The organism is Micropruina sp., from assembly GCF_047602085.1.
Taxonomy (GTDB): domain Bacteria; phylum Actinomycetota; class Actinomycetes; order Propionibacteriales; family Propionibacteriaceae; genus Micropruina.
On sequence record NZ_JASGID010000004.1, the window covers coordinates 320,963 to 339,012 of the forward strand.

The 18,050-nt window shown below is 65.6% G+C and carries 13 protein-coding genes, 1 tRNA gene and 1 pseudogene; 3 read left to right on the forward strand and 12 right to left on the reverse strand.

Annotated features, from left to right (window positions below):
• Nucleotides 1-34 precede the first annotated feature (34 nt).
• From QM721_RS07855 to prfB, 7 genes and pseudogenes are all read right to left on the reverse strand, one after another.
• Nucleotides 35-1,894, reverse strand: a complete 1,860-nt coding sequence (locus tag QM721_RS07855; protein WP_415120686.1) for a glycosyltransferase family 2 protein — start codon at nt 1,892-1,894, stop codon at nt 35-37.
• Nucleotides 1,895-2,810: 916 nt separating this feature from the next.
• Nucleotides 2,811-3,284, reverse strand: coding sequence for an SsrA-binding protein SmpB (gene smpB, locus QM721_RS07860; protein WP_415120688.1), 474 nt, complete (start codon nt 3,282-3,284; stop codon nt 2,811-2,813).
• A 272-nt stretch (nt 3,285-3,556) separates the two neighbouring features.
• Nucleotides 3,557-4,477 (reverse strand): IS982 family transposase, encoded by a 921-nt coding sequence (locus QM721_RS07865; RefSeq protein ID WP_415120690.1) that lies wholly within the window; start codon nt 4,475-4,477, stop codon nt 3,557-3,559.
• Between the two features lie 424 nt (nt 4,478-4,901).
• Nucleotides 4,902-5,822, reverse strand: coding sequence for a M23 family metallopeptidase (locus QM721_RS07870; protein ID WP_415121043.1), 921 nt, complete (start codon nt 5,820-5,822; stop codon nt 4,902-4,904).
• Between the two features lie 458 nt (nt 5,823-6,280).
• Nucleotides 6,281-7,184: pseudogene (gene ftsX, locus QM721_RS07875) on the reverse strand (permease-like cell division protein FtsX).
• Nucleotides 7,185-7,241: 57 nt separating this feature from the next.
• A complete protein-coding gene (gene ftsE, locus QM721_RS07880; RefSeq protein ID WP_415120692.1) occupies nt 7,242-7,925 on the reverse strand; it encodes a cell division ATP-binding protein FtsE in 684 nt (227 codons plus the stop codon).
• 148 nt (nt 7,926-8,073) lie between these two features.
• Entirely contained in the window at nt 8,074-9,183 is a 1,110-nt protein-coding gene (prfB, locus tag QM721_RS07885) for a peptide chain release factor 2 (RefSeq protein ID WP_415120694.1), read from the reverse strand.
• A 332-nt stretch (nt 9,184-9,515) separates the two neighbouring features.
• Here prfB and QM721_RS07890 point away from each other — a divergent pair, with 332 nt between their 5' ends.
• Complete coding sequence (locus QM721_RS07890) at nt 9,516-10,877, forward strand: CitMHS family transporter (protein WP_415120696.1); 1,362 nt, start codon at nt 9,516-9,518, stop codon at nt 10,875-10,877.
• A 13-nt stretch (nt 10,878-10,890) separates the two neighbouring features.
• Here the strand turns inward: QM721_RS07890 and QM721_RS07895 are convergent, their stop codons facing one another.
• A complete protein-coding gene (locus QM721_RS07895; RefSeq protein WP_415120698.1) occupies nt 10,891-12,090 on the reverse strand; it encodes an MFS transporter in 1,200 nt (399 codons plus the stop codon).
• Nucleotides 12,091-12,494: 404 nt separating this feature from the next.
• The gene (locus QM721_RS07900) at nt 12,495-13,502 is read right to left on the reverse strand and encodes a DMT family transporter (RefSeq protein ID WP_415120700.1); all 1,008 of its coding nucleotides are present in this window, start codon (nt 13,500-13,502) and stop codon (nt 12,495-12,497) included.
• Nucleotides 13,503-13,573: 71 nt separating this feature from the next.
• Here QM721_RS07900 and QM721_RS07905 point away from each other — a divergent pair, with 71 nt between their 5' ends.
• Nucleotides 13,574-14,479: a LysR family transcriptional regulator gene (locus QM721_RS07905; RefSeq protein ID WP_415120702.1), complete on the forward strand. Its 906-nt coding sequence runs from the start codon at nt 13,574-13,576 to the stop codon at nt 14,477-14,479.
• Between the two features lie 312 nt (nt 14,480-14,791).
• Here QM721_RS07905 and QM721_RS07910 read toward each other — a convergent pair whose 3' ends face one another.
• Nucleotides 14,792-15,733 carry a DMT family transporter gene (locus QM721_RS07910; RefSeq protein ID WP_415121045.1) on the reverse strand — a complete coding sequence of 314 codons (942 nt, stop codon included), beginning with the start codon at nt 15,731-15,733 and terminating at the stop codon, nt 14,792-14,794.
• Here QM721_RS07910 and QM721_RS07915 point away from each other — a divergent pair.
• Nucleotides 15,732-17,189 carry a PLP-dependent aminotransferase family protein gene (locus tag QM721_RS07915; RefSeq protein ID WP_415120704.1) on the forward strand — a complete coding sequence of 486 codons (1,458 nt, stop codon included), beginning with the start codon at nt 15,732-15,734 and terminating at the stop codon, nt 17,187-17,189. The two genes, QM721_RS07910 and QM721_RS07915, sit on opposite strands and share 2 nt — an antisense overlap.
• Before the next feature lie 218 nt (nt 17,190-17,407).
• On the opposite strand, the gene QM721_RS07920 is transcribed toward QM721_RS07915, so the two are convergent.
• Together QM721_RS07920 and QM721_RS07925 are read right to left on the reverse strand one after the other, a co-directional pair.
• A tRNA-Val gene (locus QM721_RS07920) sits at nt 17,408-17,481 on the reverse strand.
• Nucleotides 17,482-17,533: 52 nt separating this feature from the next.
• Nucleotides 17,534-17,944 (reverse strand): DUF3052 domain-containing protein, encoded by a 411-nt coding sequence (locus QM721_RS07925; protein ID WP_415120706.1) that lies wholly within the window; start codon nt 17,942-17,944, stop codon nt 17,534-17,536.
• Nucleotides 17,945-18,050 lie beyond the last annotated feature (106 nt).

An 18,050-nucleotide genomic window follows, 5' to 3' on the forward strand; every position in this document is an offset into this window, starting at 1 on the left:
CTCAAAACTTTCTTGGTGTGATCGGTGAGGGCATTCAGTTGATGCCTGCGGTGTCGACCGCACGCTTGGGGGTGACTTCGGTCGGCGTCGAATCGGCGGGCGCGACCTCCAGCCCCGGGTCGACCGGCGGCTCTTGGAGCCACTCGCCGGCGACCTCGGCCGGAGCCGAGGCGAGTAGCTCCACCTGACGGCGGGCCCTGGCGATGTCGTCGCGGCTCAAGGCAACCAGGGTCTGGTTGTCGACCAGCGCGGCGGCCAGGTCGACATCGGTCGGGTCGGCGACGCCCTGCACCTCGCGGGCCTCGCGAAAGGCGACGCCGATGAATGCGGCGATCGCCAGGGTGTTGACGATGCTCCAGAAGGTGGCCACGTTGAACTGGTCGAGGTTCAGGTCACGCCAGATCGAGACGATCGAGACGCCCAGCAAGAAGACGAAGGTGAGCACCTGCGGAATGATGAAGTTGAAGGCGGACGACTTCTTGGTGGCACCGGTGACGTGCCACTTGGTGTCGACCCCGATGAAGGCGTTCTTGAAGGCCCGTAGGTAGATCGGGAACGAGTTCGCGGCCAACAGCAGCACCTCCCAGCGGAACGTGCCGAGGGTGAGGGCGGCGAGCAGAATCTGCAGCACGTAGAAGCCGGCATAGAACATGAACCAGGTGGCCACGTCGACCTGCAGGTTCACCGGATGCAGGTCGAAGAAGACCTCCAGTGCCGGAACGAACAGCAGAATGCCCGGAGCAATGCCGGTGAGGTAGAAGGTCGCGGTCACGAAATACATGAAGCGCTGGTCGAGCGTCAGCTTGTGCTTGGGGTTGAACGGGTTGTGGGTGAAGAGAATCTCGAACCCGCCGGTGGCCCAGCGCTGTTGCTGCTTGGTGTACGCCTCGATGGTCTCGGGGGCATCGCCCACGGCCAGCGTCTTGGCGATGAAGATCGACTTCCAGCCGCGCTCGTGCAGCATCAGTGAGGTCCAGACGTCCTCGGACTTCGACTGGGTGTACATGCCGCCGATGTCGAGCACTGCGGCACGCCGGAAGAGCACGTTGGTGCCCACGCAGAAGGCGGCGTTGAACTCGGTGCGACCCGGCTGAATGAAGCGGTAGAACATCGTCTGCATGTAGCCGGCCCCACGGCTGATGATGTTGTGCATGTTGCCGTAGGTCTGCGGGGTCTGAACGAACGCCACGTTGCTGTCGACCATGAACGGCAGGGTCTCTTCGAGAAACTCTGGGCGCGGCACGAAATCGGCGTCGAGAATCACGAAGTAGTCGCCCTTGGCCACGGTGAGCGCGTTGTTGACGTTGCCCGCCTTCGCACCATGGTTGGTCAGTCGGCGGATGTAGCCGATCTGCAGGCCGGCGGCCAGGTCGCGCACCTCGTCGGACTTGCCGTCGTCCAGAATCCAGGTCAGATGGGCCCCCCGGACGGCCTTTGCCGCCACGGCGGTGCGCCGAATGACGTCCAGCGGCTCGCCATACACCGTGATCAGCAGGTCCGCGGTCACGGGCTCGCCGTCCAGGTGCAGTGGCCACTGGGTGGGGTCGTCGGTCACCCTGAGACCCTCGTTGGCAGCGGGATCGTACAGGGCACGCCGAGCGTCATGAAAGGCGAACGTCCGCGGATCCTTCTGTCCCGCCAGGATCGCCCACATCGCCATCAGCGCGTGAAAGATCAGAACTGCCTCCGCGACGATCACCATGGCCCAGGGCAAAATGTCGCCACGATTGCCGGGGTTCAGCAGAAACCAGGCGTAGGCCAGAATGCCGAGGGTCGCCGCGATCGACACGGCGAGCATCACGGGCGTGAACGGGGTCTTGGTCCGGGCCCGTCTGGCCTCGGGCGCGAGGCCGTCGACCGGCACAAAGTCGTTGGTGATGATGGGTGTGGACATAACTCTCCCCCGGGAGCTCGTCTTTGGGTGTAAAAGTCCGCCTCGTCCGCGGCGGTTGCCGCGGGGGCTTTGTTCACCGGCCGGTGCTGCCGGCTCCAGGGAGTTCGGGAATCGTTCCTCGCCGTGGAGTTACTACCAGAGTAGGCACGCGGGAGGCCGAAAAGCAATGTATTGGTCCCAGATACTAAAAACTGCGTGACGACCGTGTTCCAGGGGTCCGGACGAGGGCTGCCCCGACGCCCCGTCGATCGGAACCGGTCCCCAGGGAATGCCCTTGTCAGACCGATTGCCGAGGCCCGGGCCCGTCGCCGCAGGACTCCCCGCCACGACCACCACCACCACCACGGAAAACAGACCCGCCGCGAAACCTCTGTCTCCGCTCAGGTCGGCCGCGGCCGTCGCGGCCGCGTTCACCGCCGACGCCTCGCCGTCCAACCCGGCAGCCGTCCCGGCGGAATCTCTGCAGATCCGCAGACTCTCGCTGGTCGAGCCTGTCGACACCACAGTCACCACCCTGGGGCAAGGGATTTCGACACGCTCAACCAACGATGAGCGCATAGATCAGCACGTCCCCAAGCTTCCGCTGGTCGAGCCTGTCGACACCACAGTCACCACCCTGGGGCAAGGGATTTCGACACGCTCAACCAACGGTGAGCGCATAGATCAGCACGTCCCCAAGCTTCCGCTGGTCGAGCTTGTCGAGACCACAGTCATCACGCTGGGGCAAGGGGTTCGACACGCTCAACCAACAGTGGTGCACGTCGAAACCCCTAGTGAGGGCACTCCGTTCGAGGTCTCAAACAACTCGACCAGCGAAAAATCGGCGTTTCCCTCGTCGTCGCTGGCGCCGGGCATCGCCAACAACACAAGCGTGAGCGCGATCAGGCCACGAACGCGCCAAGGGCGAGTCTGCCCATCACTCACCCCGGTTGCGCGCCGCCAGGGCTCGGGCCGCATCACGATTCGCTTCGCGCTCGGCAATGGTCTGACGCTTGTCCCAGTCCTTCTTGCCGGTCGCCACGGCCAGTTCGACCTTGGCGTAGCCGTCGTTGAAGTACACCGCCAGTGGCACGATGGTGCGTCCGGACGCCGCGGTGGCCCGGTCGAGCTTCTCGATCTCACGCCGGTGCAGCAGCAGCTTGCGCTTGCGCCGGGTGGCGTGGTTGGTCCAGGTTCCGAAGGTGTACTCGGGAATGTGCGCGTTGCGCAGCCACACCTCGCCATCGTCGACCGTGGCGAAGGCGTCGGCCAGCGACGCCCGGCCCAGCCGCAGCGACTTCACCTCGGTACCGGTGAGCACCAGGCCGGCCTCGAAGCGATCGCCCAGGTGATAGTCGTGGCGCGCCTTGCGATTCTGGGCGACCATGATGCGCCCCTTCTCACGTGGCATGGTGCTGGAACTCCTTTGGTTGGACGCCGTTCAGAATAGCTTGCAGCGCCGACTGGGCCTCGTTCCGCCTTCGAGGAAGCGCTGATTATCGCTGGTCGACCAGCGCTTCCCGCAACCTCGATCCACCGATCTACGCCTCCTGCGCGACTCCAGTCAGGCGCGCACTGGCTGCACCGGGCACGCTCGCCGCACGACCCGATACTCCTTCGCATGCCAGGCTCGCCAAGGCATCCCTCTGCTGCCGCTTGCTAGATGACTAATTCCAGGGGGTGTTAGTGGTCGTAGGCGACCAGGTTTCTTCTGGCTAGGGAGTTTGCTTGGTGGTTGTGCCAGATGGCGGTCGTGAGGGCGAGGATGCGTTGCGCGACCCGGGCGGCGACACCGGCCGGGGTGCGTCCGCCGTGTGCTTCGAGGTCGAGTTGGCCTTTCAACGTGTCGTTGACCGATTCGATGATTTGGCGCAGTGGCTTGAAGAACCGCTGCCCGGGTCGGGGCTTCTCTCCTTTACGGGCCGGGCGGAGCAGATCAATCCCGACCTCGGTCAGTCCGGTTTCGAACTCGCGGCCGCTGTAACCCTTGTCCGCGATGATGATCTGGCGTCGCCGGGTGGGCCGGTCCTGCAACGCCGCAGTGGAATCGAGCAGGTGCTCCACCACGTCACGTTCGTTGGCTTTCGCGCCGGTCAACGCCCACGCCAACGGCAATCCGTGCAGGGTGCACACCAGATGCAACCTGAGCCCCCAAAAGTAACGGGAATGGGACGCGCAATAGCCGTACTCGGCCCATCCGGCCAAGTCAGAGCGTTTCGCGGTCTCCCGAGACCGGCCACACTCCACCGGGGTGGAGTCCACCACCCACACATCATCACTCGCGACCGGCACATGTCGGGCCAGCTCGGCAGCGAGCCACGCCATGGTGCCGTTCAGCTTCCGTAACCGCTTGTTGTAGCCGGATTGTCGCGGCAGATACGGAAACATGCCGGTGAGATGCCGGTGGGCGTACCGCAACCAGCGGGCCTCCGAGGTGTAACCCAGGAACGCCTGCATCACCGCCAACACGATCAGCTCAGCATCACTGATCCGCTCCACGAACCCGACCTCAGGCCGTTGCGGAACCTGTTCGGGATGAGCCTTCAACAGATCATCAGCAGTCACGTAGAGTGCAGTCGCGAGGGTGTCCAGATCGGTGTCCATCAAAGCCTCCAGAGCTTGACATGGGTTAGCAACACCGACTCTGCGACACCCTCCCCTTCAACCCCCAGACGCCACACCGACCTTGGACTTACTCATCTAGGCCGCCCATCGGTGAATCAAGGCTTGAGGGGAAGTTCCGATCGATACGTCCACCGCTGGTTGAGCCCGTCGAAACCCCTCGCCCCAACGTGATGACCCAGGTCTCGACAAGCTCGACCAACGAAAGAGCACCGCTTCCCCAAACGCACGTGTCCACCGCTGGTTGAGCCCGTCGAAACCCCTCGCCCCAACGTAATGACCCAGGTCTCGACAAGCTCGACCAACGAAAGAGCACCGCTTACGTAAGAGAATCTGCAGGTGGGCGAAGGTGGCTGGTCGCCGCCCCGGCACACACCTGACTCGACACTCCTACCAGCGGAATCTCCTACGGGATGTAGATCAGCGGGTTCACGACGCCCCCGTTGACGTACACCTGCAGGTGCAGGTGGCAGCCCGTCGACAGTCCGGTGGTGCCCACGTAGCCGATCAACTGGCCCTGCTTCACCCTCTGCCCCCGCTTCACGATGATCCGCGACTGGTGGGCGTAACCGGTCGAGACGTATTTGCCGCCGATGATGCCGTGGTCAATCACGGTGTAGTTGCCGAAGCCCCCCTGCCGGCCGGCACTGGCGACCCGTCCATCGTTGGCGGCGTAGATCGGCAGCCCGCAGGCAGCCCCGAAATCGGTGCCCCGATGCATGCGCCACACGTGCAGAATCGGGTGGAAACGCAGGCCGAACGGCGAGCCGGGCGAGGCATTGACCGGGCGAATGAAGCCCTTGGACGACTCGGCACTCGACACATAGGTCTTGCCGGCCTTCTTCGCGGCGGCACGGCGCTTCGCTTCGGCCGCGAGCGCCTTCTTGCGAGCGATCGCGGCGCGGCGCTTGATCTCGGCCGAGATCTGCGCCTCTTGAGACTGCAGCTTGCGGTATTCGGCCTGCTCGGCGTCGAGGTCGGCTTGAGCGGCCTTCTTCGCCTTGGCCAGTTCGGCCACCTTGCTGGCCACGCCCGCCTTGGCCAGAACAGCCTTGCTCTGGAGCACCTTGAGCCAGGCCAGGTTGGCCTCGGACTCGGCCTTGTCGGCCGAGATCTGCTGCTCGATGGCTGCTTGTTCCTTCTGAGCCTCCACCACCTTGGCCTGCAGGTCACGCAGCCGCTTCATCTGGGCCGTGGTGGCGTCGAAGATGGTGGTCGACCACTGCAACCGCTGCGACAGGTCGCCGGTGTCGGCAGAGTCGAACACCACACTCAGCCCGACCAGATCGGTCTGCTGCTGGTATGCCTCGCGCGCGGCCTGCCCCATTAGGCTGAGTTGCGCCTCTACCGCTGCCTTCGCCTTAGCGACGGCTCGCTTGGCGGCGGCGAGTTTGTCACGCGCCGTGGCCAGCCGGGCGCCGATCTGGGCGTCCACGGCTTTTGCGTCGCTGACTGCGTCGCTGGCCGCGGTGAGTGCCCGCTGGGCCTTGGCAAGGCTGGCCTGTGCCTTGGCAAGCTTCGCCAAGGCCTTGGTGGTCTCGGCCTTCGACTCCGACACATCCTGTTTCGAGGCGACGATGGCCTTGCGCACGTGGTCGCGCTTGTCGTTCAGGTCGTCGGCGACAGCCGGCGAGCCGAGGCTCAGTGTCACCCCGACCGCCAGCGCGGCGATCAGCGGACGAAACCAGCGCCGAGCGATGGTCTTCGAGTCTTTCGCTGTGCAGGTGGGGGAAGTCACCTGGTTCACGATTGGGCCCCAATCAGTTGGCGAGGGCCGATCGGTGTTTAGACCCTCAAGTACTTTCGAGTGGCAATCAATGTGGGGACGACGGAAAGCACGACACCCACTGCAACAACAGCGAGCATGGCCAACCCAACGTGTGACCAGCCAATCCACTCCACACTCTTGAGTGAGGGTTGAGCCTTGTCGATGATCAAGAACTTCTGCAGCGCCGCCAACGATCCGCAGGCCAAAAGTGCTCCACCCAGAGCCGCGACGAGAGATTCGAGCAGGAACGGCAGCATGATGTACCAATTCGATGCCCCTACCAGGCGCATGATCCCGAGTTCGCGGCGCCTGGAGAAGGCCGCCATGCGAATCGTGGTGGCGATCTGCAGGGCAGGCCGCCAGCAACAGCAACAGGCTGATCCCGATGGTCGTCCACTTGGCCAGGTTGAGCCACTCGAACAGCGGGTCGAGGTACTGCCGCAGGTCTGAGACGGTCTGCACCCCCGGCAGCCCCGAGACCGCGGACACCACGCCCTCGTACTGTTCGGGGTTCTTCAGCTTGATGCGAAAATTGTCTTGCATCATCTCCTGGGTCATGTCGGCCAGCACCGGCGAGTCCTTGTAGACGCGCTGGAAGTCGGCCCAGACCTCGGCCTTGCTCTCGTAGTAGACCGTCGCCACCTCGGGGTTGCTCTCAAGGGTCTGGCGAATGGCGTCCTTCTGGGCTTCAGTGGCCTCTTGCCCGGGGTCGCAATTGCCGCCCTTGGAGTCTTGGACGCACAGAAAGACGCTGATCTCGATCTTGTCGTACCAGCGGCCTTTGAGCAGTTCCACCTGTTGCGCACCCAGCAGGCCGCCACCGAAGAGGGTGAGCGAGACCCACATGGTCACGATCACGGCGAACGTCATGCTCAGGTTTCGACGTAGGCCAGACCAGGCCTCACGCAGGGTGTGCCGCATGGCGGGCTCCTTCGGCGGGTCGGGACGGGCGGGGTTGGAGTGTGTCGCAGATCGTCATCAGTACCCGTAGATGCCTTTGCTCTGGTCGCGGACGATCTCGCCGTCCACCAACTCGATCACCCGCTTGCGCATCTGGTCGACGATCGTCGAGTCGTGGGTGGCCATCACGACGGTGGTGCCGGTGCGGTTGATTTGGTCGAGCAGTTTCATAATGCCGATGCTGGTGGTGGGGTCGAGGTTGCCCGTCGGTTCGTCGGCCAGCAGGATCGCCGGACGGTTCACGAACGCCCGGGCAATCGCCACGCGCTGTTGCTCGCCACCCGACAGTTCGTCAGTCTGCCGCGAGCCCTTGCCCTCGAGGCCGACCAGTTCGAGCGTCTCGGGCACCAGACGCTTGATGGTCGACTGCGGCTTGCCGATCACCTGCAAGGCGAATGCAACGTTCTCGGTAACCGTCTTGCCGGGCAACAGCCGAAAATCTTGAAATACGGTGCCGATCTGCCTGCGCAGACCGGGCACCTTCCAGCCGTGCAACTTGGTCAGATCTTTGCCGGCCACGAAGATGCGGCCCTTGGTGACCCGGTACTCACGCAGCACCAGGCGCATGAAGGTGGACTTGCCACTACCCGAACTACCCACCAGAAAGACGAACTCACCCTTGTCGATGGTCACGTCGACCCCCGACAGGGCAGCCCGGCGCTGGCCCTCGTAAACCTTGGTGACGTCTTCGAACGTGATCACGTTGTGCACTCCGGTCGGGTTCGACGATGGTGAAGTTTCTGAGAAATGCTCAGCCGACCAGGTTGGAGTCTAGGCGAGCCGGCTATGCCCCTGGACTCGCCACGCCCGCACCCGACCGGTTCGACGCTGCTTGCTCCGCCGGGGACGATCAGCGCTCCCCCTGCTGACGCCTCCAGCGGATTCCGGCGTCGATAAAGCCGTCCAGATCGCCGTCGAACACGGCATCGGGGCTGCCCACCTCGTGGTCGGTGCGCAGGTCCTTGACCATCTGGTAAGGGTGCAGCACGTAGCTGCGCATCTGCGAGCCCCACGAGTTGCCGGCGTCGCTCTTGAGCGCGTTGAGCTCTGCCTCGCGGTCGCGGCGCGCCTTCTCGAGCAACCGCGACTGCAGCACCTTCATGGCCGCCACCTTGTTCTGCAGCTGGCTCTTCTCGTTCTGGCAGCTCACCACGATGCCGGTGGGCAGGTGGGTCAGCCGCACCGCCGAGTCTGTGGTGTTGACGCTCTGCCCGCCGGGGCCCGAGCTGCGGAACACGTCGACCCTGATGTCGGCCTCGGGAATATCGATGTGGTCGGCCTCTTCGGTGACCGGCAGCACCTCGACCCCGGCGAACGACGTCTGGCGCCGGCCCTGGTTGTCGAAAGGGCTGATTCGAACCAGCCGATGGGTGCCCTGCTCGACGCTCAGCGTTCCGTAGGCGAACGGGGCCCGGACGGTGAACGTGGCCGACTTGATGCCGGCCTCTTCGGCGTAGGAGGTGTCGTAGACGTCGGCGGCGTAGCCGTGCCGCTCGGCCCAGCGCAGATACATGCGCAACAGCATTTCGGCGAAGTCTGCCGCGTCGACACCCCCCGCCTCGGAACGAATGGTGACCACGGCGTCGCGTTCGTCGTACTCGCCGTTCAACAGGGTGCGTACCTCCAGCCCCTGCACGTCGCTGGCCAGCCGGTTCAGTTCTTTCACGGCCTCGGCGAGGGTGTCGGCGTCATCCTCCTCCTGGCCCAACTCGATCAGCACGGCCAGATCGTCCACCCGCTGACGCAGGCCGGTCAGCCGATCAACCTCGGCCTGCAGCACCGACAGCTTCGAGGTGACCCGCTGCGCGTTCTCCTGGTCGTTCCATAGGTCGGGGGCGGACGCCTGCTGCTGCAGGTCGGCGATCTGCTGCCGCTTGCCCGTCGGGTCGAGAACGGTCTCGATCGACGTCAGGGTCTTGTCGAGGTCGGCGAGATCAGAGAACAGGTCAGCGGCAGCCACGAGGGAACAGCTTACCCGCGAGTTGCCTGGGCAGCGCCGAGGCGATCGTGATGAGCGCCACGGCTCACGCTGCCAGCACGCGACCACCGCTCGACAAGGCATTCCTACTCGAGGCTTCGAGCAATTCGCGCGGCCTCATCACGGGCGTCCTGGAAAGGTGGGCCAGGTTCAGATCGCGCGCGACCCGGTTGTGAGTTTCCCGTACCCGCAGTACCGTTCGCCAGACGACTGCTGGCTTCTGTGATGATGCGGACGCCTATCGCGCGAAGGTGCCCTGCCCACCGGCCACTCGCGCACCGTGTTGTGGTTCTTCAACGAGGAAGTTGTACGCAATGTTGGCATTATTCGGACTGATCATTGTCGCCGGATTCATGACGCTCATCATGACCAAGAAGGCAACCCCCTTCACCTCGTTGGTGCTGGTTCCGTTGGTGGTGGGTATCGTCGCCGCCTTTGTCACCGGCGCCTTCACCTGGACCGACATCTTCAAGTTCAGCATTGCCGGCATCACCAGCAACACCGACCTGCAGATCACGGGCGTCGCGGGCACGGCTGTGATGCTGCTGTTCGCGATCCTGTACTTCGGGTTGATGCTGACCGCCGGCCTGTTCGACCCGGTCGTGGCGTTCATCCTGCGCGTGGTGAAGGGCGACCCGTTGAAGGTGCTGGTCGGCACGGCGGTGCTGTCGCTGGCGGTGTCGGTCGACGGTGACGGATCGACCACCACGCTCGTGGTGTGCTCGGCGATGATTCCGGTGTATCGCAAGCTGAACATGAAGATGATGGACCTTGCGGTGTTGATCATCTTGGCCAACTCGATCATGAACCTGCTGCCATGGGGTGGCCCGACCGCCCGAATCATTGCGGCACTCAAAGTGGACGAGGGCGAACTGCTGCGTCGCATCCTCCCCGGAATGGTATTGGCGGCGCTGTGGGTTATCGGCGTGGCCGTGATCCGCGGGCTGGCCGAGCGTAAGCGACTGGGCGTGGTGGAAATCACCGCCGAAGAACTCGCCGAGGTGGGCAAGACCACCCACCCCGAAGACATCGACCTGGGACGGCCGCACACCATCTGGTTCAACTTCGCACTGACCATGCTGATGATGGTGGTCTTGGTACTGGGCGGCACGGTGCCATTCGTGCCCAAGGTGAACGCCGCCCTCATCTTCGCGATCGGCTTTGCGCTGGCATTGGTGATCAACTACGGCAATCTGATCGACCAGCGCCGCGTGGTCGAGAAGTACGGCTCGTCGGCCGTCCAGGTGATCATCATGGTGCTGGCCGCAGGTGTCTTCATGGGCGTCCTGGCCGGCACCGGAATGAGCGCCGCAATGGGTCAGGCGCTTTCCGACTGGGTTCCAGACGCACTGGGCTCGCACTGGCCTCTGGTCACCGCGATCGCTTCGGCACCCGGCACCTTCCTGCTCAGCAACGACGCCTTCTACCTCGGGGTGTTGCCGGTACTGAACCAGGTCGGCGTCCAGAACGGGTTCGCCCCGATGGATATTGCCATCGCCTCCACCGCGGGCCAGGCCTTTCACCTGCTCAGCCCACTGGTCGGCTTCATCTACCTGCTGCTCAACCTGACTGGCGTCGAGATGGGCAAATGGCAGCTCACCTCGGCGAAGTGGGGGTTGGGCACCTTCGCCGCCTTCCTCCTGTGCATGTTCACCGTGGGCGGCGTCCCGCTCTGATCGGTCGCTTCGGTCAGTTGCTGCTGGGCGGACGCTGGTCGATCCGGTGGGCGACGCCGGACGCCGCCAGCACAGCCGCCGAGAACCACAGCGCACCGGCCGCACCGAGCCAGCCGGTGCCGATCGCGGCCAATGTGGGCAGCACCACCTGGCCCACCCGGTTCGACACCAGTCGCAGGGCCAGCGCGGCGCCGCGTGCTGCAGCGGGAACCGAGCGCACCACCAGCGTCATCGTGAGCGGCTGTCCGATGCCGAGCAGGAACCCACCGATCAGGGCGGTGGGCACCAGCACCGTCAGCGATGAGACGGGCAGTGCGATGGCGGCCAGCGCCACCGCCGAGCCGACGGTGCTGGCGGTGACCAGCAGGTCGTGACCCCACCGGCCTGCCAGCCGTCCGATTCCGATTCGCGAGGCCAGGGACGCCGCGGCCCGCAGCCCGAGCAGCACCCCCACGGTGGTGGCATCGATGCCTCGATCGTGCGCGACCAGCGGAAGGTAGGCGGTCAGGATGTCCACCGCGGTGAGCAGCGCCAGGCTGGTGAACAGTGCGCTCGCGACCCCGGGCCGCCGCATCAGCTCAAGGCTGCCGACCCGCTCCGACGACTTCGGCGGCTGTGGTACCGCGTGCCGCCCAGATCGGCTGGTGAGTGCGAGACAGGCCGCCACCGGGATCGCTCCGACGGCGACGGCGGCAGCCAGTCCGGCGGCCCGGGCCGAGCCGCCGACATCGACCGCTGCCGATCCGAGCGCGAAGCCGGCCAGCAGGGGGCCGAGCAGTTGCCCCGCCGAGACCGCGGCCGTCGTCCAGCCAAACCCACTGTCGAGTTCGTCATCGGTGGCGATCTTGGCGACGTGACCCTGCGCACCGACCATCAGCAGTACGTGAGCGAAACCGAGCGCGGTGGACGACGCGGCGACCGTGACCAGATCGGGGGCCAGCGCCAGCCCGGCGATCGCCCCCGCGCACAGCACGGTGCCGATCACCAGCAGGGTCAGGGTGCGGCCGGTTCGGTCGGTGAATCGTCCCAGCGGCATCGCAGCAAGCACCGACAAGATCGCGAAAGCCGCGGCCGCAATGCCGACCTCGAACCCGCCACCACCCATCGCGATGGTTCGGTAGGAGATCAGCGGACGAGCCGCGTGCAGGCCGGTCTGGGTAACCACCAGGGTGACCAGCAGCAGCACGAACTGGCGCCGCTTGCCACCGCTCATCCGACCGTCACAGCGGGCCACTTTATCGGCGGGACCGGCGAACTGGCCGGGCTCACCGGCACTGGCGAGTTGATCGTCGACCCGGATGACTCCCCTCGAACCGATCTACCAGTCGCCAGGCTGACCCGCCACACAGTGCGTGCCGATATGGACCAGGCGTAAGGAGACGCTGATTCTGGCTGGTCGAGACCTCGAACATGCCGTGTTGGCAAGGGGCTTTGACATCGCTCACCCACCGCTGGTTGAGCTTGTCGAAACCCCTCGCCCCAGCAAGAGGACCGAGGCCTCGACAAGCTCGACCAACGAAACTCAACTCGTCCCCAAATCTCCTTGAGTGGGAATTCCTGGGTGATTGTCAAACTCGTGTCCGGCACTGAGAACCCCGCGGCGCCCTCAGCCAGCGCTCAACCACTACCTGCGGAGTCTGCGAGGGCGGCCGCTCGCGGCTGTTGATGTTGGCTCGGGGTCCGTGCAGTCCAGGCCGGCGTCGAGGGTGCGACCGCTGCCGGGTCGGGCGGGCGCCGACGGAATGGCGTTCGTGCGCCAGTGGTGCTCGGCGCGGCGCCCCAGGTGACGGCGGCGAGAAGGACGAGTCCGCCAGCGAGCCCGATAGGGCCTATGGTGTCGCCGGCGATGCCGATGCCAATGCTGAGTGCCCAGGCCGGTTCGGTGCCGAGCAGAATGCCCGCACGGGAGGCGGAGGTGTGCTTGGTGGCCCAGAGCTGCCCGAGGAAGGCCAGCAACGTGCAGCCGACGCTGAGGTAGGCGAGCACCGCCCAGTCGTGCCCGGTGAGGTGCGGCAGGCTGCCGAGGGCTGGGCCCCCGCCCCACAGGGTGAAGGCGATCGCGCCGCAGGTGAGCTCGATGGTAGTGAGCGGAAGCACGGCGGCTCCGCCTGCGGTGAGGCGGGCTCCGGCGACGCCGAGGAGGGCACGGGTCAGGGCGGCGGCGAAGATGAGGAGGTCGCCGATGTTCGGGGCAGACAGGCCCTCGCCGCCGACCAGGAGCGCGACGCCGGTGAAGCCGAGCAGCACGGCCGCCGTGAGCTGGCCGGAGAGTCGCCTGCGGGTCGCGGTGGATTCGAGGATCGGGGTGATGAGCACGGACAGGCCGATGATGAGGCCGGCGTTGGTGGCGCTGGTGAGGGTGACGCCAATGGTCTCCAGGGCGATGGTGGCCGCCCGCAGGGTGCCGAGCAGCAGTCCTGGCCCGGTGACCGTGCGCACCGCGCGAAGCCGGCCGCGGACCGCGGCGATGGCGAGCAGGATGAGGGCAGCGGGCAGGAACCGCAGGCACATCACCGCGACCGCGGAGGTGGCTTCGGCGAGGTCCTTCGCGGCGAGGTAGCTGCCGCCCCAGACGACGGCCACGACGAGCAGGACGGCATCGGGCACGAGACGGGAGCGAGACACGCACCCACGATCACCCACACGCATCTTTAGAACAACGGGCACCTTCTTCACCGACGTGTAAGCATTGCTTCATGGAAGTGCATCACCTCAAGACGCTGCGGGAGCTGCGCGACCGCGGCTCGGTCACCGCAGTCGCGCAGGCCCTTCACCTGTCGCCCTCGGCGGTCTCCCAGCAGCTCGCCGCGTTGCAACGCGCCACCCCGGTTCCGTTGACCGAGCAGCGCGGGCGGGTGCTCACGCTGACCGCAGCGGGCCTGCGAGTCGCGGACGCCGCCGAAGAGGTCATCGCCGCACTGGCTCGCACCGAGGGCGCGGTCGCGGAGTTTCTGGCCCAGCGCGGCGAGACGGTGACGGCGACCGCGTTCCACAGCGCGGGGCTGGCGTGGTTCCCCGCCCTCATCGAGCGAGCCGGCGCGGAGCCTGCCGGGCCGGAGGTGCAGGTGCGAGACGAGGACGTCTCAACCGAGGAGTTCCCGCTGCTCGCCGCCGACCATGACATCGTGATCGCCCACCGTCCGCTCGGCTCCGAGCCCTGGCCCGAGGCACGGGTGAGCGTGACCCCGCTGATCGAGGAGCCCATCGACCTCGCGGTGAGCCGCACCCACCGCCTCGCCTCACGGCCCTCGGTGCGGCTCTCCGAACTCGCCGGTGAGACCTGGTCGGCTGCGCACGAGGGATTCCCCCTGGAGCCCCTACTCGTCCAGGCCGTGTCGGCCAGCGCCGGCGAGCCGATTCGCATCGTCCACCGGGTCAACGAGTTCAACGTCGCCGCCGCGATCATCGCCCGCACAAACACGGTCGGCCTGCTGCCGCGCTACACCGGCCTCGGCTCCCACTTCGCCGATCACGTGGTACTGCTGCCCATCGAAGACCTCCACGTCGGCCGGCACATCGATCTACTCACCCGCCGCGACACCATCGCCCGCCACAGTGTCCGCACCGTCATCAAGTGGATCACGACCATCGCAAGACGCTGAACGACCAGTATCCGCCCGGCGGAAGCGACCGGCCGCATCGTGCGCTCGCACAACGTCGGGTCGTCTCGCGTGCCGCACGCACGGCCTCGGCGAGCCCCTGCTCAGCAGCGTCACGCCACCAGGCAGCAAGTTTGACAGGCAAGTACTGCTCAATGCGCCCACCGCTGGTTGAGCGTGTCGAAACCCCTCACGAGGGCACTCTGTTCGAGGTCTCGACACGCTCGACCAGTGAAGCCTCAGCGACTCCACAGCCATCGCGGGCGATTCTCGTTCCGCCTTGATAGGAATTTACACCGTTGAAAGTACAGTCCCTCAGAGCGCCTTGGCCACGCCTGCGCGGTTGCGGGCGCGCACGGCGAGCAGTGCGCACCCGATTACCGCGATGCCGCCGAGGATGGTCTGCCAGCCGATGTGTTCTCCGAGCAGCAGACCTGCCCAGAGGATGCTCATCACTGGCTGGGAGAGTTGTACTTGGCTGACCTGTGCCATCGGGCCGATGGCCAGGCCTCGATACCAGGCGAAGAATCCGAGGAACATGCTCACCGCTGCGAGGTAGGCGAACGCGGCCCATTCGGCCGGTGTGCCCGTGGGCGGATGCTGCACCACGGCCATGCCGGTCAGCACCATCATCAGTGGCGAGGCGAGCACCAGTGCCCACGAGATCGTCTGCCACGAGCCGAGCGTGCGGGAAAGTAGCCCGCCTTCGGCGTAGCCAATAGCGCATACGATCACCGCAGCGAACAGCAGCAGGTCAGAGACGTGCAGCCCACCGAGACCGCCGCCCTGGATCACGGCGAAGGTCACGGCTGTGACCGCACCGAACGCGGCCGCAACCCAGAACGAGGGTGCGGGGCGTTCGCCCGTGCGCAGCACGGCGCAGACGGCGGTAGCTGCGGGCAACAGAGCGATCACCACGGCCCCGTGACTCGCGGGGACGGTCGTCAGTGCGAACGAGGTGAGCAGCGGGAATCCGACGACCGCGCCGCCCGCAACAACGGCAACTTGCAGCCATTGCCTCCCCTGCGGGACCTTCTGCCGGGTGACAAACAGCGCCGCCGCCGCGAGTATGGCCGCGATCACTGCGCGGCCAGAACCAACGAACAACGCCGACATGTGCCCGTTCTCCACCGCGACGCGGGTAAACGGCACCGTGAACGAGAACGCGGTGACGCCAAGCAGACCCCACCACAGGCCAGCGCGCGACCTTAGTAGCGGTTTCGCGATTTCGATAGTAGCGGTATCATTGTGGCTCATGTACAATAGTAGCAGTGACCGTATCGTGTCTGCGCTCCGCGAACGGATCGCTGCCGCGTCCGCTGGCGCGCAGCTTCCGTCGACGCGTCAGCTCGTTGCCGAGTTCGAGGCCAGCCCGGTCACCGTTCAGAAAGCACTGAGAACGCTTATCGGGCAGGGTGTCATCGAGTCGCGTCCAGGTGTCGGCACTTTTGTTCGAGCGATCCGCACCGCACGTCCGAACGACTATGGCTGGCAGACTGCCGCACTCGGGTCACCCCAGCACCGCATTCCCGATTCGTCGTCGGCGCTGCGCACCACGCCGAACGATGTGATCGCGCTGCACTCCGGCTACCCCGACAAGGAACTCCTTCCCGAGCGACTCGTGCGCGCCGCGTTCACTCGCGCAGCGCGAAGCGAGGCAGTGGTAAGTCGCCCTCCGACGGCGGGCCTGCCCGAACTCCAATCGTGGTTCGCTTCCGAACTCGGCACGATCACCCCCGCCGGTGTCACGTCGCCTGTTGCCAGTGATGTGGTCGTGCTCCCTGGCAGTCAAAGCGGCCTCAGCACGCTCTTCCGTACCCTCGTCGGTGCGGGGCGGCCGCTGCTGATCGAATCTCCGAGCTACTGGGGCGCGATGCTTGCCGCCGCACAAGTCGGGGTACAGCTCATCCCGATCCCGTCCGGCCCGCGCGGCCCGAACCCCGACGACCTCGACCGGGCGTTCGCACAGACCGGCGCGCGAGCGTTCTACGCGCAACCGAACTTCACCAACCCCACCGGCGGGCAATGGTCAGCCGAGCTGGGAGATACCGTGCTCGGAATCGTCCGCGAACATGGCGCGTTCCTCATCGAAGACGATTGGGCGCACGATTTCGGAATCACGGCAAACTCCGTACCCCTCGCGGCTCGCGAAGACAGCGGGCATGTCGTCTACCTACGCTCGCTCACAAAGAGCGTGTCGCCGTCTGTGCGTGTCGCAGGTCTTGTCGCTCGCGGCCCAGCCCGTGATCGCATCCTCGCAGACACCGGGGCGCAAGCGATGTACGTCAGCGCGGCGCTACAAGCCGTCGCACTTGATGTCGTCACACAGCCCGCATGGCACACCCACCTGCGCTCAGTCCGCCAACAACTCAAATCGCGACGGGACATGCTCGTCACCGCGCTCCGTGAATACGCCCCCTCCACCCACCTCGAAGCAGTGCCACACGGCGGACTGAACCTCTGGCTCCGGCTCCCAGACGAGACGAACCTGCACCAGCTCACCCGCGACTGCGAAGCCCAAGGCGTCATCATTGCTGCGGGCGACGACTGGTTCCCAGCCGAGCCTGCGGGCCGCTACCTCCGGCTCAACTACTCCGGCCCAAACCCCGGCGCATTCGCCAACGCCGGACGAATCATCGGTGAAGCACTTGACGCTCAGCAACCATCCCAGCGGCCTGTCGTCAACCAACCAACCGCGTCAGCCCCTTCGTGACGCTGCTTCCACGAGCCCAGTGTGCCCATTCGTTGACTGCGCGAATATCTACGCCCGCACCGATGAGCAAGGCAGACGACTCGCGAACCAAGCCCTCACCGACGGCATCGACATCAGCGAAGACGAAAAAGCGACGATCCGACTCGCCGAGCCGTTCGCCGCCCTCGCACCAACACCCGAATTTTCCGATGTCAGCGGTTCTTGTACGTCTGAAATTGTGGGCGCAGAGGGACTCGAACCCCCGGCCACCTGCTTGTAAGGCAGGTGCTCTAACCAACTGAGCTATGCGCCCGTGAACTCCGGCGCACCATTGTGCCAGTTGACCGACGACACCGGCGACCTGCTCAGCGCCGGACGCCTCGCGGCCGCACCAGTTTCAGCGCCTGCCAGTGCGACGACACCGAGGCGGGGTTGGCCACGGCCAACCCCGCGGTGAGCGCGCCCTCGGTCAGATCGGTCGGGTCAACGTAGTCTGCGCGGCCGACCTTGGGGGTCAGCAGCCAGATATAGCCGGTGGGCGAGAGATCGGTCAGGGCGTCCACCAGGCCGTCGGCCACATCACCGTCACTGTCGCGCCACCACAGCAGCACCACGTCAACGGCTTCGTTCGCCTCGTACAGCAGATCGGCGTCGATGGCGTCCATGATCTGCTCGCGCAGTACCTCGTCGACATCGTCACCCCAGCCGAGTTCCTGCACGGCCATACCGGTGGCCAACCCCAAAGGGGCGACTGTCACCTTTCCAGTGCCGTCCATGCTGGGCAACTGCTCCTATCGAAGGGAAAACGTCTGTGCGTGCGTCACAGCCTGCCAGATTCGACCGGTACACGAAAAGCGCTCCACAAGCGTGGACATGACCGGG